Below are 14,516 nucleotides of genomic sequence, written 5' to 3' on the forward strand. Positions count from 1 at the left end.
GCCACCGCGATTGCGGCGGCAGCGGTTCCGTCGATTGCGGCGTAGAGCGGTGTTCTTCCTTTGGCGGCCAGCGACGCGCCGTGATCTGACAGCGCACTGATGTCGATGCCTTCGCGCTCCATCAGACGATCGGCACCGATGAGGATGCTGTGCCCTTCGACGACCGCTTGAACCCCATAGCCGGTGATCGACTTGAAATCCTCGGGCTTCGGCAGATTCAGGCCGCGTGTCTCGGCCGCGCGCACGATGGCGGTGGCGATCGGATGTTCCGAAGTGGCCTCGACGGCTGCGACCAGCCGCAGGATGGTGCCCTCATCCAGCCCTTGGGCAACCACAAGATCAGTCAGTTCTGGGCGGCCTTCCGTCAGGGTGCCGGTCTTGTCCACCGCTACAACAGTGGTTTCCTGCAACATCTGCAGCGCGTCGCCCTTGCGGAACAGAACGCCCATCTCCGCAGCGCGCCCCGTGCCCACCATGATCGATGTCGGCGTAGCCAGACCCATTGCGCAGGGGCAGGCAATGATAAGCACCGCGACCCCGGCAACCAGAGCCATGCTGAGTGCCGGGTCCGGTCCGAACAGCAACCAAACAAGGACTGTCACGACCGCCACCGCGATCACCGCGGGAACAAACCAAAGGGTGATACGGTCAACCAAGCCCTGAATGGGCAGCTTCGCGCCCTGAGCCTGTTCGACCATCTGAATGATCTGCGCCAGCATCGTATCCGCTCCGATCTTTTCGGCACGGACGGTCAACGCTCCGGTACCGTTCACGGTGCCGCCTACGACGGTTGCGTCAGAGGATTTCTCGACCGGAACGGGCTCACCCGTGATCATGCTTTCGTCAACATACGAACTGCCGCCCAGCACCGAGCCATCGACCGGGATCTTTTCGCCGGGCCGCACGTGAACCAGATCGCCCACTGCGATCTGATCAATAGGCAGTTCGACGATGCGGTTCTCCCGTTCGACCCGCGCGGTTTTGGCCTGCAGGCCGACCAGCTTGCGGATCGCCTCGCCGGTTCGGCCTTTGGCGCGTGCTTCAAGAAAGCGGCCCAGCAGGATCAGAACCACGATGACCGCGGCCGCCTCGTAATAGACATTGGCCGTGCCGGTCGGAAGGATTTCGGGCGCAAAGGTCGAGATCAGCGAGAACCAATAAGCCGCCGACGTGCCCAAAGCGACCAGCGAATTCATGTCTGGTGCGCCTTTGGCAAGTGCTGGAAAGCCCTTGGTGTAGAATTGAAGACCGGGCCCGAACAGGACCAGTGTCGTCAAGACGAACTGAATGTAGTGGCTGGCTTGCAGACCGATGGTGCTTGCAATCAGATGATGCATGCCGGGAATGACATGCGCGCCCATTTCAAGGATGAAAACCGGCAAGGCCAGGATTGCCGCAAATCCCGTTCGCAGTGCCAGTATGCGGATTTCGTCAGCTTTGCGATCCTGCGCCGCTGCCTGAGCCGAGTTGCGCGGCGTCGCCGGGTACCCGGCCGCGTTGGCCAATGCAGCAATCGCTTCGGGTGTCGTGGCGCCCGCTGCAAACTGGACGGTCGCGCTTTCCGAGGCGAGGTTGACCGATGTCGCCAGCACCCCCTGCCCGGCAAGCAAAGCCTTCTCGACCCGGCCGACGCATGAAGCACAGCTCATGCCCTGGATGTTGAGCGTGACGGTCTCGGTTACGGCTGGATAGCCCGCCGCCTCCATCGCCTGTGCGATGGATTTGACATCAGCCGGAGCATGGAAATCCACCTGGACGCTCTCATTCGCCAGGTTTACTGCAGCCAAGTCGACGCCCGGAACCGCGCTGAGCGCACGCTCAACCCGGGCCACGCAAGACGCGCAACTCATCCCCTGAACCTGAATTTTGGCATGTGAAATATTGGCCATGTCGTCACCACGATTATCCGGTCGACCCTGTACATAAGGGTTCCAGCAAGTGGAAGGTCAAGGCCCTCTGCGGAATATCCCTGCACACCAAGCAAACCATCCCGTCAGGGCAAGAGCGGTTGCGGCTGTGCTCCGTCGGCAACAGGGCAACGATGGATGGCGACGGATCCTTGGTGAATTGAAGCGGAATCGCTTGGATGCGAGGGTATCACGCAAAGAGAATCACTTGGGAATCGGAAAGGTGCGGCATGACAACGAGGAAAGCATTGATTGGGCTATGCGCGCTGTCCCTGATTGCCGCCTGCACCGAGACCACGTCGATGTCCGGCGACAAAGCCCCCGGTGATCTTGCCAAAGTGCCCGAGGGCGTGGTCGAAATCGCCGCTCCGGGGCAGGACCTGACCGCCGTTCGGATCATGCCCGAAGACGGTTGTTACTGGTACCGTTACGTGGGTCCGGTCGAAACGACATACCTACCGCTGAGAACCGCCGATGGCCGCCCGATCTGTGCCCGGGCGTGACGGATCAGCTGCTGGCAGTCGCAAATCTTTCGGGTGGGTATAGATGAGCCGTCGCACCCGGCTGCACCCGGTCATACAGGCCTATGATATGGGCCATGACCATGCGCACACACCCTGAGCTTGCCCGCCCGCCGATAGACCGGGAATAGGGTGTTCCGTGGATGCGCAGATATGTGTCGCGATTGCCCTGAAATAGGTAGAAAGCGCGTGCGCCCAAGGGGTTGTTGGGTCCGCCGGGCATTCCGTCGGCAAACTGCGCATAGTCTTGCGGATCACGTTTGATCATGTCCGAGGTTGGGGTCCAACGCGGCCATTTGGCCTTGCGCCGGATGGTATAGGTCCCGGGTTCGTAGAGATTGCCACGGGCGATCGCCACGCCGTATCGCATCGCGGTTCCGCCCTCTTCGATGAAATACAAGTAGCGCGCGACCGCATCCACGTGAATGTCACCGGGCACCAGCGACCGATTGGTTTCGACCCGTTGCGGCAGAAACCGGGGATTCAACCCCCAAGGGTTCGAGGTGGCCGGGTCATAGTTGGCCGGCGTCACCTGCCTGTCCCAAGCCGCCCATTGAGATGCGGTCGACGCTTCGGCCGATGTCGCGCCAAGAATCGGTTGCGAGAAAACAGCAAGCGAAGTCGCAACAAAATGTCTTCTGGTCAGCATGTCTGCACCTCCAATCGCCTTGCCGTGGCAGCAAGAAAAAAGATCGGACTAAACGATTCCCTGAAACAGACCCCGAGTCCATTCACTTGTTCGTTTGACGCAAAACCTTGTCGCAACTGGTGTTTTGAGGTCGTGCACAAACGGCTGCCGAAAGCCGCGCATCTGGATCAGACGAGTTTTTGAACCGCCCCGGGTGGGTTGTCATAAAACTGTTACGAAAGCGTTACATAAGCTTCGCACGCCCGGACTACTGCACTCAACAAGGCCGCAGGGGGCGGCCAAAGCTGATTCTCAGGAGTGACCATGACCACCATCAAACTGACCGCTTCGGTTCTGGCAATCACCGCGATCGCCGCGTCCGCTGCCTCGGCGCGCGACGCCATCCGTATCGTCGGATCGTCGACCGTATTCCCGTACACCCAAGCCGTGGCCGAGCAGTTCGCCAACAACACGGGCGCTGCTTCGCCCATCGTCGAATCGACCGGTACCGGCGGCGGCATGAAAATCTTCTGCGAAGGCATCGGCGAAAACACTGCCGACATCACCGGCGCATCGCGTGCCATGAAGGCCTCGGAATACGAGCTGTGCCAAAAGAACGGCGTGACCGACATCTCTGAAGCTCTGATCGGTTTCGACGGCCTGTCGATCGCCATCTCGCGCAGCAATGAACAGGATTGGGACCTGTCGCTGGCCGACATCTACATGGCTCTCGGCGCCCAGGTGCCGGTTGATGGCGAGTGGAAGGACAACCCGTACAAGACCTGGAATGAAATCAACCCCGACCTGCCGGCCGTGGAAATCCTGGCTTATGGACCGCCGCCGACCTCGGGCACCCGCGACGCGTTCGTCGAGCTGGCCATGCATGAAGGCTGCAAAGAGCTGGACTTCGTCAAGAGCGGTGACTTCGACAAGAAATGGGTCAAGGAAAACTGCTCGCGCATGCGTACCGATGGACCCTTCGTCGAAGCAGGCGAGAACGACAACCTGATCGTTCAGCGCCTTGAGGCGGACCCGAACGCCGTGGGCATCTTCGGCTACTCGTTCCTGTACGAGAACCTTGACAAGCTGAAGCCGGTCAAGATCGAAGGCGTCGAGCCGAATGCCGACACCATCGCCGACAAGTCCTATCCGGTGTCCCGCCCGCTGTACTTCTATGTGAAGAACGCGCATCGCGGCGTGATCCCGAACCTGGACGAGTTCCTGGAAGAATACATGTCGGATGATGCTTTGGCATCCGACGGCTACCTGGCCGAACGTGGTCTGGTTGGCCTGTCCGACGAGCGCCGTGAAGCGCTGCAGGACGCAATCCTGGACGGCCAGAACATGGAACCCAAGTCGTAAGACTTGCAATTAACAGGGCTGTCCGGCCGCGAAACCGGGCAGCCCATTTTTGTGCCTGGGGGGCAGATGACTACTTTCGTGTTTGCGGCGCTGTTGGGCGTCAGTATCCTTGGATATTTGCTGAACAGACGGGCTGCGGCCGGTCTGCGCGCAGATGGGACGTCCCTGCACTCCCTGCCCGGCTATCACGGGCTGTTTTCTTTTCTGTCCACGCTGGTTCCGGTCTTTGTGCTGATCGTACTTTGGCTGATCCTGCAGGGGCCGGTGATCGACCATGTGGTCATGTCGGGCCTGCCTGCCGGCAGCCTTGACGGATTGGACACTGGCGGGCGTCAATTGGTGCTGGCTGAGATCAAGTCGATCTCGCGGGGGCAGATTTTCGGCGAGCCGGAACAATGGAAGATGGACGCGGCCCAGCGGTATCTTGAACTGCATCAGATGTCGGGATGGGTTCTGCTGTCGATCGTTGTCATTTTGTCACTGGCCATCGTGGCATTTGCCCGGTCGCGCGTCGGTGTCGAATTCCGCGCCCGCCACAGTGTGGAACGCATCGTTTCCGGCCTGATGATCTTCTGTTCGACCGTCGCCATCTTTACGACCGTCGGCATCATTGCCGCGCTGCTGTTCGAATCCATCCGCTTTTTCGAGATGGTGCCGATCACCGAGTTCTTCTTCGGCCTGAACTGGGAACCGCAGATTCCTCTGCGCGAGGACCAGATTGCGGCCGAAGGTGCCTTTGGCTGGCTTCCGGTCATCCTCGGCACGATCGTCATTACCGTGGTCGCGTTGTTCCTGGCGGTGCCGGTGGGCCTGCTGTCGGCCATCTACCTGAACGAATTCGCGCCCGACCGCTTGCGGGCGGTGGCCAAGCCAGTGCTGGAGATTCTGGCCGGCGTGCCGACCGTGGTCTATGGCTTTTTCGCGATCCTGGTCGTGGCCCCGGCCATGCGCAGTTTCGGAGCCTCACTGGGCATTCCGGTTTCGCCCAACACGGCGCTGGCCGCAGGCAGCGTGATGGGCATCATGCTGATCCCGTTTATCTCGTCCTTTACCGACGACGCCCTGTCAGCCGTGCCGAAATCTCTGCGTGACGGAGCACTGGCGCTGGGTGCGACACGGGCCGAGACGGTTCTGAACGTGCTGTTCCCCGCCGCCATTCCCGGCATCGTCGGTGGCATCCTGTTGGCCGTCAGCCGCGCGATCGGGGAAACCATGATCGTTGTGATGGCGGCGGGCCTGATCGCCTCGCTGACCATCAACCCGCTGGACAGCGTGACCACGGTGACCGTGCAGATCGTCACGCTTCTGATCGGCGACACCTCGTTCGACAACCCCAAGACGCTGGCAGCCTTTGCCTTGGGCATGATGCTGTTCGTCGTCACCCTGATCATCAACGTCTTCGCGCTGCGCATCGTGCGCAAGTACCGCGAAGCCTATGACTGAGGCCAAGAATCATGGCTGACCTGACTGCAGGACAAAACAACTCGCCCAAAGGCGGAGACACCGCCGACGCCGTGCGCGCCGGCCTAGCCCGCCGCAACCGCAAGCAGAAGATACTGCAGGGCCTTGGCCTGGGCGCGATTGGGTTTGCATTTCTGATGCTGTTCATCCTGGTGGCCTCGCTGGTGTCATCCGGATACCAGGCGTTCACCCAGACCAAGATCACGCTCGAGGTCTATGTCGACCCCGAGGAGATCGAGCCCGAAAAGCTGCCGAGGGGCGGTTTCAAGGACGTGTTGCAAGCCTCGCTGTCCGAGTTGCTGCCCGAGGTGGACACCAGCGATCGGGCTACCCGAAAGGCCCTGTCAGGCATTCTGTCCAACGGAGCGCAGTTTGATCTGCGCGACCGGGTGGTGGCCGACCCTGCGCTGATTGGTCAGACCATCACGATGACCGTGCCGGTATCTGACCCGTATGACCAGCTGAACAAGGGCACCATCGACCGCGACACGCCCGAACAGAACCGCCGCTTGAACGATGCCGAGATTGCGTGGTTCGATCAGCTCAAGGCCGAAGGCGTGATCAGCAAGCCGCTGAACACCGGCCTGGTCACCAATGCCGACAGCCGGTTCCCCGAACTGGCGGGCCTGAAGGGCGCGCTGATCGGGTCGTTCTGGGCGCTGTTCGTGTGTTTCGTGATTTCCTTCCCGCTGGGCATCGGCGCGGCGATCTACCTTGAGGAATTCGCGCCCAAGAACAAGGTCAGTGACTTCATCGAGGTCAACATCAACAACCTGGCCGCGGTGCCGTCGGTCGTTTTCGGCCTGTTGGCGCTGGCGGTGTTCATCGGCTGGTTCGGGCTGCCGCGCTCGGCCCCGTTCGTGGGTGGCATGACGCTGGCGCTGATGACCATGCCGACGATCATCATCGCCACCCGCGCGGCGCTGAAGGCCGTGCCGCCGTCGATCCGCGAGGCGGCCCTGGGCATCGGTGCGTCCAAGCACCAGGTGGTGTTCGGTCATGTGCTGCCGCTGGCGATGCCCGGCATCCTGACCGGTACGATCATCGGGCTGGCGCAGGCCTTGGGGGAAACTGCTCCGTTGCTGCTGATCGGGATGAACGCGTTCATCACCTCGGCCCCGGCTGGCCCGTTCGACAGTGCCACCGCCCTACCCACGCAGATCTTCATCTGGGCTGACAGCCCCGAGCGCGGCTTCGTCAGCCGGACCTCGGCCGCGATCCTGGTGCTGCTGGGGTTCCTGGTCACGATGAATGCAATCGCGATCTATCTTCGCAACAAATTCGAGCGCAGCTGGTAAGCGCAAAGGGGTCATCATGATGAACGACATGAGCAAGATCGAGCCGAGTACCGCCGTCGACGCCATCAAGATTCAGGCGAAGGGCGTCCAGGTCTTTTACGGCGACAACCAGGCAATCAAGGACGTATCCGTCGACATTCTCGACAAGACGGTAACCGCTTTCATCGGCCCGTCCGGATGCGGCAAGTCCACGTTCCTGCGCTGCCTGAACCGGATGAACGACACGATTGACGTCTGCAGGGTCGAAGGTGACATCCGGATCGACAACGAAGACATCTACGACAAACGGATCGACCCGGTGCAGCTGCGTGCCAAGGTGGGTATGGTGTTCCAGAAGCCGAACCCGTTCCCCAAGTCGATCTACGACAACGTAGCCTATGGTCCCCGGATCCACGGACTGGCCAGAACCAAAGCCGATCTGGATGAGATCGTTGAGAAATCCCTGCGCCGTGGGGCCATCTGGGATGAGGTGAAGGATCGCCTGCACGAGCCCGGCACCGGCCTGTCCGGTGGCCAGCAGCAACGCCTTTGCATCGCGCGCGCGGTTGCCACTGAACCCGAGGTCCTGTTGATGGACGAGCCGTGCTCGGCTTTGGATCCGATCGCGACCGCCCAGGTCGAGGAACTGATTGACGAGTTGAAGCTGAACTTCTCGGTGGTGATCGTCACGCACTCGATGCAGCAGGCGGCTCGGGTCAGCCAGAAAACGGCGTTCTTCCACCTCGGCAGCTTGGTGGAATACGGGGACACGGGGCACATCTTCACCAATCCCGAAGACCCGCGCACGGAATCCTACATCACCGGGAGAATCGGATGACCCAGGACGCCATGAAGGACAAGCACATCGTCCGATCTTTTGATCAGGAACTCGAGTCTGTTCAGGCGCATCTGATGCGCATGGGTGGGTTGGTCGAGAGCTGCCTGTCGGACGCGATCCGGGCACTGTGCGACAAGGATGTCGAACTCGCCGCGCGCACCGTCAAGGCCGATCGCGCCATCGACGAGTTGGAAGAGATGGTCAAGAACGACAGCGCTAACATCATCGCGCGGCGCGCGCCTACGGCCATCGACCTGCGCGTGGTCCTGGCGACCTTCACCATCGCCAACCAGCTCGAGCGCAGTGGGGACCATGCAAAAAACATCGCCAAGCGTGCCGTGACCCTGGCGGACTCGGCGAGTTTGGACGAAGTCAAATCGGCCATAGCGCGTCAGGCCCAGCTGGTGCAGAGTATGATTGCGGATGCCCTGGATTGCTTCATCCAGCGGGACGCGGACAAGGCCCAGGCCATCCGTGAACGTGACGCTGATGTGGATGCGATGTACAATAACGTGTTTCGCGCTCTGCTGACCCATATGATGGAGAACCCGGGCAATATCACCCCGGGCATGCATCTGCATTTCGTGGCCAAAAACCTCGAGCGGATCGGTGATCATGCTACCGGGATCGCGGAGCAGACCATCTACCTTGTCAGTGGGCAGTTGCCTGATGATGACCGCCCGCGCCTCGACAAGACACCAACGGAAACCACCGAGGTCCTGTGATGCCAACGCCATCGATCCTTGTCGTCGAAGACGAGCCCGCGCAGCGCGAGATCATCTGCTACAACCTCGAGGCCGAAGGCTTTGACGTGCGCCAGGCTGAAACCGGTGACGAGGCGTTGTTGCAGATCAAGGAAGTGCCGCCCGATCTGATCCTGCTGGACTGGATGCTGCCCGGCGTTTCCGGGATCGAAATTTGCCGCCAACTGAAGATGACGGCCGCGACCCGTGCCATTCCGGTGATCATGCTCTCGGCAAAATCCGAAGAGGTCGACAAGGTGCGCGGGCTGGAGACAGGTGCCGACGACTATGTCACCAAGCCCTATTCGGTGATCGAGCTGATGGCCCGAGTCAAATCCCAGTTCCGGCGGACCCGCCCCGCAGCCGTGGGCGAGCGGTTGGAATACGAGGACATCGTCCTGGATGCCGAGACGCACCGGGTGACCCGCAGGGACGAGGACATCAAGCTGGGCCCGACAGAGTTCCGGCTGCTGTCGACCTTCATGGAAAAGCCAGGCCGGGTCTGGAGTCGCGAACAATTGCTCGACCGGGTCTGGGGGCGCGACATCTACGTGGATACCCGGACCGTCGACGTGCATATCGGGCGTTTACGCAAAGCTTTGACGGTGCGTGGGGGGGATGACCCGATCCGCACCGTACGCGGGGCCGGTTACGCGCTCGGCTGAGCACCGGTCCCTGCCATTTCGCGCAGATGGCACCCCAGCATCAGCAGCGCCGGCCAGAGCAGATAGGCCTCGATCTCGATGTTTTCGCCGAAGGTCAGCAGCAGCAGGGTCATCAGCAGGCCCAGCGGCAAGCGTCCACGCGCCGAGCGGACCGCGTCGGTGATCACTACGCCGAAATGCACGGCGAAGGGGACAATAAAAGCCACGAAGCCGGTGATGCCCTTGACGAACAGAAGTCCGTACCAGGTGTGGTGGCTTCCGATGGGCATGTACTCGACCAAATGCGCACCGGGCTTAACGGTTCCGTGACCAAACAGCACCGCGTCGGATTGCCAGCGCTCATAGGCGATGCGTTGCAGGGTTTCGCGCACGCGGGTGCTGTCGGCGCGGGCCGATTTGAAATTCTGCAGTGCCTGGTTGCCAAGATCGATCGCGGCGGCCCCCCACGCCGCGGACGCCGTCGCCACGGCCGACACCAGAAACCATCCGATGCTGCGCGCCACCAGCGGCAAAAGGCGTGGCCCCAGCGTGCAGGCCATCAGCCCGACCAGCCCCATGCGGGATTTCGACGCCAAGATCATGAGAATACCCGCGCTCAGCCCGACGGCCATCCATCCCCGGTGCCGTTCTTCGAGCGCGAACAGGACCATGCATACCCCCAGCAGGGCGGCAAATGGTGACCACGGCGCGAAGAACTGCCACCGGGGCGTCCAACTGGCCGGGTCGATTGTGTAGAGATAGACCGAGAAATACTCGGGGCCCGGCCCACCGACCGCCTTGAGCGGTGAGGTGAAGATCTGGCTGGGCAGGCCCAGATAAGGTGCAGCCAACAGCGGGGGCGCAAGGCACAGGGTCCACAGCCCCAGCTTGCACTGGCCTCGCACCAGAACCTCGCGCCGGATCGGCAGCACGGCCCCGGCCAGAATGAACAATGGAATAAGCGCCCAGCCCTTGGCCCAGCCGATCGAGGACTTGATGGTCTTGCCCAGCCCCAGCCCCCAATCCAGATGGCCGGCCCACAGTGCAAACAGCATCAACAACATGCCGGCCATCCACAGCCAAGCCAGCGCCGGAACCGGCCCCGTGGCCCGCAGCTCCGGACGAATCGCCGGCCCCAGATACAAAGCCAACACCGCCAACCCCGCCAGGGACCATCCCAGTACCGGCCCGACGACATAGAGCGCGCCGATGGCATAGAACGGCCATGTCCAGACCAGCGCGCGCCAGACAAGCCGCTCGGCCGGGTTCTGCGGCGCGGCCTGGCTCATGCCTTGTTCTCGCCTGCGTCTTTCAACAGCCGCGAGATCAGCGGGTTGCGGACCCATGCCAGCGTCAGCCCGATCAGAAGCATCAACGTGGCGGCAATCCCTGCCGCGATCGACAGCTTCTTGTTGGGTGAAGACGGCCGTTCCGGCAGCGACGGATTTTCCAGCACCTGGATCAGCGGGTACGAGGCGTAGACATCGGTCTTTTTCGATTCCGACCGGGCGATGGCCGAGGCAAAGACGGCTTCGGCCACGGCAAAATCCCTTTGGCGGTCTTCAAGTTCAGCCGCCATCGACGCCAGCGCGGACAGGCGCGCAGTTTCGGCCGTGACCTGTGCGGCGAGGGTTTTTACGTGCTTTTCCTGCCCCGCGCGCAGGGCGTTTTCGCGGACAAGCTCGCTCAGCAACTGCGCACGCTCTCCCTCGGGGGCGCGGTCCAGACCCGAGAGCTGCTCGACCGACAGGCCGGTCACCTCGGCCGCGCGTTGGACGGCAACCTTCCGTGCGCCTTCATATTCGTCCCGCGCTGCGCGATAGACCGGATGGCGCGGCCCGTAATTGGCATCGGCCTGCGCCAGCTTGGCCGCGCCGGCCGAAACATCCTTGAGCAATGACAAGTATTGCGCGTCGGCGTACAGCTTCAGCGTGACCGCGGCGGCATCCGGCGGCAGATCAAGCGCGACCTCAAGCGCGGCGACCCGCTCGGCCTGCCGGGCCAGCGTGCTTTCCTCGGCCCGCAGCGTTTGGCGCGCGCGGTCATTCGCGGCCACCTGCTCACGGTATTGGGCGGCCGAGAGCAGCCCACTCTGCCGCTGCAACTGCTCGATCGCAGCGCGGGTTTCACGAACCGAGCGCTGATAGGCGTCGATTGCGCCGCTGTTGCTGGCCTCGCGCGTGGCGATCTCGTCCGCGCGCAAGGCGTCAATCTCGGCAAAGAACGCAGCGACAAGGGCATCGCCGTGGCGTTGCGCGCCCCCCGGGCTGGCGGCCTCCATTTCGATATGGATCAAGCTGGTCTGGTCCACCAGGCGGATGCGCGGCTTGCCGAACGCATCGCGCTCAGCCCCGACGGCGCGTGCGGCCGCATCCAGAATGCGATCGGCCGATAACAGCCGCTTGTAGGTTTCGGTGGGGCTGATCGACCCGTTGGCAAAGGCCGAATTGGCGTAGGACGAGGCCTGCCCGATATTGGCCAGATTGACCGAGGCCGACGCGCCCGACCCCGGCAGGATCAACGAGGCGTGGGATGCGTATTTGACCGGCGCGGTTGCCAGATACCCGCTGATCGGGGCCCAGATGCAGCTGGATCCCAGAAGAAACAACGCAACGTATCGCGGCAGCCGTCCCGCATCGGTCAGCCGCCCGCCCTTGAGAACGCGGCGCCATCCCAGCGACCGGATGTCCGTGCGGCTGATGCGCGCCCAGTCCCAAGGGCGGTTTGGCGCAAGCGTTTGTTTGTTGTCGGAAATCTGGTTCGGCATATCAAATCCTCTCTTACAGGATTGATATACGGATGCGGCTTGGGCTGTCCGCTGCGCAAGGGGTTAGGCCGGGGCGGGTTGGGACAGGCCCCCTATCCGAAAGGATGGGCGCGGGTCAGAACAGGCCCGCCTCGCGCGCGGCCATCGCGGCCTGAGTACGGTTGCTGACACCCACTTTGCGGTACAGCGTTTTCACATGCAGCTTGATCGTGGGCTCGGACAGGTCCAGATCGCGGGCGATCTCCTTGTTCGACTTGCCCTCGGTCAGACCTTTGAGGACCTGGCGCTCGCGCTCGGTCAGTTTCTTGGCCATCGGGTGGGTGTCGTTCGGTTGCTCGGCGCTCATGAAACCGACGGGCAGATATTGCTCACCCATGGCCATGAAACGGATGGCGTTTACCAGAGACTTGGCCGGCAGGGTCTTGGGCACGAACCCGGCTGCCCCCAGCTCGAGCGCACGTTCAGCCAGATCGCGCGAGGCATCGCCGGTGAACAGCGCCACATGCCGCGCGCGATCCATGCCAATGCAGGTTTCCAACCCGCTCAGCCCGTTCATGCCGGGCATGTTCAGATCCAGCAGAACCAGATCAAATGGACCTTCGGATTCGATCTTGGCTTTTGCCGTCGCAAAATCCGGCGCGGTGGTGGGCTCGATCCCGCCCGCGGCCTCGATGAAGGCGACGAGCGTGTCCAGAACCAGTTCGTGATCGTCGGCGATAAGAACTTTCATCAATGAACTCCATGTGCCTCCACCCAGACCTGAAAAGGTTAATAAACCATTGATGATTGGCGGTGAAGCCTACCGAACGGACAGGCCGATACCCGATCGGATAGGAGCAACTGGCCCGATTTCCACGCGGTGCCGCATCCGGGCCGTGTCAGTCAGCCGATTTCTCCGCGTGCTCTCCCGATGCTCGTCTGTTGCGGTCCCGGCACAGCGGGCAGGTTCAGAGCAACAGTTCAGTTCATGTTCGGAGAGTTCCATGCACTTTCAAGCCGCTCACGCCCTTTTCGACGGCGCACACACCACGCCCGGCACCGCGCTGCCGATCACCGAAATCCTCGGGCAACCGGTGGTGAATGCAGAATCCGGGCCGGTCATCACCACGCTTTTGGATGGTCACCGCCGGACCGTCTTTTTCCTGAACGCCCATTGCGCAAATGTCCGGGCAAAGAATGACCAATATCGAGCAGCCCTGACGCAAGCCGACCTCGTCCTGCCCGACGGGATCGGGGTCGAGCTTGCCGCCGCGATGCAGGGCGAACACCTGGCCGAGAACTTGAACGGAACCGACATTGTCCCGCGCCTGGTCCGGCGCGCGGCCAAGCTGGGCCAGACGGTCTATCTGCTGGGCGGAACGCCCGGCACCTCACAGGCCGCGGCAGCGCGCCTGCAAGACATGGCGCCCGGCCTGAGGATTGCCGGTTGCCGCGACGGGTTTGGGGGCATCGAACGGACGGACGAAGCCTTGGACGAGATCAACCAGTCCGGCGCAGACATCCTGCTGGTGGCCATGGGCGTTCCGTTGCAAGAACTGTGGATTGCGCGGCACCGCGCACGGCTGAACCCGAACCTGGTGCTGGGTGTCGGCGCGTTGTTCGACTTTCTGGCGGGCAACGTCCGGCGGGCTCCCGGGATCGTACGGCGGGTTCGGATGGAATGGGCGTGGCGGTTGGCGATGGAGCCACGCCGCATGGCCCGCCGCTATCTGATCGGAAATTTCGAATTTCTGGGACGGTGCGTCGCCAAAGCTCTCGGCGGGCTGACGCCCAGCCGTATTCTTGACTTGACCGTCGCGCTGGCAGCCATGACGGTTCTGGCCCTGCCGATGCTGGCCATTGCCGCCCTTGTCCGGCTGGACAGCCGCGGCCCGGCCCTGTTCCGGCAGACGCGGGTGGGCAGGAACGGGGTGCCTTTCACCGTCTACAAGTTCCGCTCGATGACCACAGACGCCGAAGCGCAAAGGGCCAGCCTGCTGGCGCAGTCCGACCGCGCAGGCGTGTGCTTCAAGGCCCGTCACGATCCGCGTGTCACACGGGTGGGCAAGGTTCTGCGCCGCTTTTCGCTGGATGAGTTGCCGCAGATCCTCAACGTGTTGAAGGGCGACATGTCGATCGTCGGACCGCGCCCTGCCCTGCCCGAGGAGGTCGCCAAATACCCGCCCCGCGCGCTTGAACGCCTGGCCGTCCGCCCCGGGATCACCGGCCTCTGGCAGGTGTCGGGCCGGGCTGCCATCGACTTTGACCGGATGATCGACCTGGACACGGCCTATGTGCGGTCCCGCTCGGCCCTTCTGGATCTGATGCTGATTGCCATGACCGTGCGGGCCGTCGTGTCCGGCCGCGGCGCCTACTGAGAAAACCCAAG

General features: G+C 62.5%; 13 protein-coding genes. 8 read left to right on the top strand and 5 right to left on the bottom strand.

Going from position 1 to position 14,516, the window contains the following annotated elements; genetic code table 11:
* Positions 1–1,889, bottom strand: a 1,889-nt coding sequence (locus tag AC2FML_RS13045) for a heavy metal translocating P-type ATPase (protein ID WP_496783478.1), incomplete at its 3' end; no start/stop codon positions are given.
* Between the two features lie 248 nt (positions 1,890–2,137).
* Here AC2FML_RS13045 and AC2FML_RS13050 point away from each other — a divergent pair.
* On the top strand, positions 2,138–2,410 hold the full coding sequence (locus AC2FML_RS13050; protein ID WP_170341585.1) for a hypothetical protein: 273 nt from the start codon (positions 2,138–2,140) through the stop codon (positions 2,408–2,410).
* A gap of 4 nt (positions 2,411–2,414) precedes the next feature.
* Here AC2FML_RS13050 and AC2FML_RS13055 read toward each other — a convergent pair whose 3' ends face one another.
* Positions 2,415–3,077, bottom strand: a complete 663-nt coding sequence (locus AC2FML_RS13055) for a L,D-transpeptidase (RefSeq protein ID WP_496783479.1) — start codon at positions 3,075–3,077, stop codon at positions 2,415–2,417.
* A 303-nt stretch (positions 3,078–3,380) separates the two neighbouring features.
* On the opposite strand from AC2FML_RS13055, the gene AC2FML_RS13060 reads away from it, so the two are divergent.
* The 6 genes from AC2FML_RS13060 (at position 3,381) to phoB (ending at position 9,402) form a co-directional block, all read left to right on the top strand.
* Entirely contained in the window at positions 3,381–4,418 is a 1,038-nt protein-coding gene (locus tag AC2FML_RS13060; protein ID WP_496783481.1) for a substrate-binding domain-containing protein, read from the top strand.
* A 66-nt stretch (positions 4,419–4,484) separates the two neighbouring features.
* On the top strand, positions 4,485–5,861 hold the full coding sequence (gene pstC / locus AC2FML_RS13065; RefSeq protein ID WP_244952436.1) for a phosphate ABC transporter permease subunit PstC: 1,377 nt from the start codon (positions 4,485–4,487) through the stop codon (positions 5,859–5,861).
* Positions 5,862–5,872: 11 nt separating this feature from the next.
* A complete protein-coding gene (pstA, locus tag AC2FML_RS13070; protein WP_170341579.1) occupies positions 5,873–7,177 on the top strand; it encodes a phosphate ABC transporter permease PstA in 1,305 nt (434 codons plus the stop codon).
* A gap of 19 nt (positions 7,178–7,196) precedes the next feature.
* Positions 7,197–7,994 (top strand): phosphate ABC transporter ATP-binding protein PstB, encoded by a 798-nt coding sequence (gene pstB, locus AC2FML_RS13075; RefSeq protein ID WP_093963750.1) that lies wholly within the window; start codon positions 7,197–7,199, stop codon positions 7,992–7,994.
* Entirely contained in the window at positions 7,991–8,719 is a 729-nt protein-coding gene (phoU, locus tag AC2FML_RS13080; RefSeq protein ID WP_244952437.1) for a phosphate signaling complex protein PhoU, read from the top strand. The genes pstB and phoU overlap by 4 nt, the downstream gene beginning before the upstream one ends.
* Positions 8,719–9,402 (top strand): phosphate regulon transcriptional regulator PhoB, encoded by a 684-nt coding sequence (gene phoB / locus AC2FML_RS13085; protein ID WP_496783483.1) that lies wholly within the window; start codon positions 8,719–8,721, stop codon positions 9,400–9,402. Before phoU ends, phoB begins: the two co-directional genes overlap by 1 nt.
* Here the strand turns inward: phoB and AC2FML_RS13090 are convergent.
* The 3 genes from AC2FML_RS13090 to AC2FML_RS13100 all read right to left on the bottom strand — a co-directional run bounded on the left by AC2FML_RS13090 (position 9,387) and on the right by AC2FML_RS13100 (position 12,878).
* Complete coding sequence (locus AC2FML_RS13090) at positions 9,387–10,670, bottom strand: O-antigen ligase domain-containing protein (protein WP_496783485.1); 1,284 nt, start codon at positions 10,668–10,670, stop codon at positions 9,387–9,389. The two genes, phoB and AC2FML_RS13090, sit on opposite strands and share 16 nt — an antisense overlap.
* Positions 10,667–12,148, bottom strand: a complete 1,482-nt coding sequence (locus AC2FML_RS13095) for a GumC family protein (protein WP_496783487.1) — start codon at positions 12,146–12,148, stop codon at positions 10,667–10,669. The genes AC2FML_RS13090 and AC2FML_RS13095 overlap by 4 nt, the downstream gene beginning before the upstream one ends.
* A 115-nt stretch (positions 12,149–12,263) precedes the next feature.
* Entirely contained in the window at positions 12,264–12,878 is a 615-nt protein-coding gene (locus AC2FML_RS13100; protein WP_170341595.1) for a response regulator transcription factor, read from the bottom strand.
* A 253-nt stretch (positions 12,879–13,131) separates the two neighbouring features.
* On the opposite strand from AC2FML_RS13100, the gene AC2FML_RS13105 reads away from it, so the two are divergent.
* Positions 13,132–14,505 carry a sugar transferase gene (locus AC2FML_RS13105; protein WP_496783489.1) on the top strand — a complete coding sequence of 458 codons (1,374 nt, stop codon included), beginning with the start codon at positions 13,132–13,134 and terminating at the stop codon, positions 14,503–14,505.
* The last annotated feature ends 11 nt before the right edge of the window (positions 14,506–14,516 follow it).

This window comes from Ruegeria sp. BHSC029, from assembly GCF_059613085.1.

Coding starts and splice junctions, on each gene's coding strand:
- AC2FML_RS13050 (WP_170341585.1), top strand. CDS start 2,138: ATGACAACGAGGAAAGCATTGATTGGGCTATGCGCGCTGTCCCTGATT.
- AC2FML_RS13055 (WP_496783479.1), bottom strand. CDS start 3,077: ATGCTGACCAGAAGACATTTTGTTGCGACTTCGCTTGCTGTTTTCTCG.
- AC2FML_RS13060 (WP_496783481.1), top strand. CDS start 3,381: ATGACCACCATCAAACTGACCGCTTCGGTTCTGGCAATCACCGCGATC.
- pstC (WP_244952436.1), top strand. CDS start 4,485: ATGACTACTTTCGTGTTTGCGGCGCTGTTGGGCGTCAGTATCCTTGGA.
- pstA (WP_170341579.1), top strand. CDS start 5,873: ATGGCTGACCTGACTGCAGGACAAAACAACTCGCCCAAAGGCGGAGAC.
- pstB (WP_093963750.1), top strand. CDS start 7,197: ATGAACGACATGAGCAAGATCGAGCCGAGTACCGCCGTCGACGCCATC.
- phoU (WP_244952437.1), top strand. CDS start 7,991: ATGACCCAGGACGCCATGAAGGACAAGCACATCGTCCGATCTTTTGAT.
- phoB (WP_496783483.1), top strand. CDS start 8,719: ATGCCAACGCCATCGATCCTTGTCGTCGAAGACGAGCCCGCGCAGCGC.
- AC2FML_RS13090 (WP_496783485.1), bottom strand. CDS start 10,670: ATGAGCCAGGCCGCGCCGCAGAACCCGGCCGAGCGGCTTGTCTGGCGC.
- AC2FML_RS13095 (WP_496783487.1), bottom strand. CDS start 12,148: ATGCCGAACCAGATTTCCGACAACAAACAAACGCTTGCGCCAAACCGC.
- AC2FML_RS13100 (WP_170341595.1), bottom strand. CDS start 12,878: ATGAAAGTTCTTATCGCCGACGATCACGAACTGGTTCTGGACACGCTC.
- AC2FML_RS13105 (WP_496783489.1), top strand. CDS start 13,132: ATGCACTTTCAAGCCGCTCACGCCCTTTTCGACGGCGCACACACCACG.